Source organism: Butyrivibrio proteoclasticus P6B7, assembly GCF_000622085.1.
GTDB lineage: Bacteria > Bacillota > Clostridia > Lachnospirales > Lachnospiraceae > Butyrivibrio > Butyrivibrio proteoclasticus_A.
On sequence record NZ_JHWL01000055.1, the window covers coordinates 1 to 1,386 of the forward strand.

Genomic DNA, 1,386 nt, shown 5'->3' on the forward strand with positions numbered 1-1,386 from the left:
ATTAGATACCTCCTTTTGTGTCTAATTAATTGTAATAATGAGTTACTTATCGTGTCCACTTTTTTAATATAGATCCACTATAATAGCTCTAGTGATTTTGAATAGTCACCAGATAAAAGAGATACTCAAAGAAAAATCTAGGAAAGAGGGAATAGAGCAGAGAAAACAGATTGCTCAATTGTATAAACTTGATAATGATGCATTCGGAATTGAAAGTTCTTTAGAATACCGTGATTTCAGTTATGTTGATGTTATGACTTCGAAGACTATTTATCAAGTGAATATGATAAAAAGGCAAAACTCGAGTGCTAAATCAGCCTAAAAATATAGCAGATTTTGTACTCTGGTACAGTTTTGTTGAATCGGGTCACACTCTAGATTTAATTAATTATGCTAAAGATCATTACGACAAGTATCAGGATATCGACATCTTTGAAATGGACATAGATATGCTGAATGAGCTAATTGATGTTGTATTAGTATGTGCCAGTTGCAATTACGAAAGTTGTAAATGTGACTGGCATCAATGATGTACAGGATGACAGATAGCAGACTTAGAATATTATCTTGATAACAGGGATGATTATGAAAAAGAAATATATGATTATTTTTGCAGTAATTTTGGTTTTAATCACAGGGGTATGTTATTTCAATTATGCTCAAAAGCAAAAAGAACAAGAAGAGAAAAAAGAACTTGAATATTTGTATAAGCAACAGAATCAGGCTTTTGCAGTTGATTGCTATTTGGCTGATATGTCTTTTTACCACGGCAGTGATGAATTGAATGTTTCCAAATTAGCAATGTCACTGTATGTATACTCAATGGATAAACCAACTGAAAACATAGATGTTCAGGAAGTAATTGACTATTTTGGCGAAGAGTATGATGATAACGGAACATTAAAAGTGTACATGCGCCCAGATAGCTTCAATGAATACATTGAATGGTGGTGGCATGGTGGAAGTAAGAAGATCGATGACTTTAGTCTCTATTTTGTAGATTATATGAGAACAAACGGAGGCGACTATAAAATTGAGAATTATAGTTTAGAAGAGCTTCAAGATCTTTTCCCTTTGGTTTGGACTTATGCTAATAAATAAAAAGGATATAGTAGTAATGAAGAAAAAAGGATTTTTAATAGCATTTGGCATTATTCTTTCTGCGATATGTATTTGGTTTGTTTATATGAATAGTTACAAGCAGGGGAACTGGTATCTGATTGACTCAAATGGTGATCTAGTATCTAGAATCGGATATGAAAAAACTGTAGGAGTGCTAATAATAGATGATGAGAAGTATTTTCTATTGACTAGGGTAAATGGATTTGATGCAGATAGCATATTCTACAGAGAGACTTTATTTGTGGTCAATAAAGAAGGAAAAGT

2 protein-coding genes are annotated in these 1,386 nt (G+C 32.3%); both read left to right on the plus strand.

Annotated features, from left to right (window positions below):
- The first annotated feature begins 585 nt into the window (after positions 1–585).
- A complete protein-coding gene (locus tag T541_RS0116420) occupies positions 586–1,101 on the plus strand; it encodes a hypothetical protein (protein ID WP_026653668.1) in 516 nt (171 codons plus the stop codon).
- A gap of 16 nt (positions 1,102–1,117) precedes the next feature.
- Positions 1,118–1,386, plus strand: a 269-nt coding sequence (locus tag T541_RS20100; protein WP_155839560.1) for a hypothetical protein, incomplete at its 3' end; no start/stop codon positions are given.

Coding starts and splice junctions, on each gene's coding strand:
- T541_RS0116420 (WP_026653668.1), top strand. CDS start 586: ATGAAAAAGAAATATATGATTATTTTTGCAGTAATTTTGGTTTTAATC.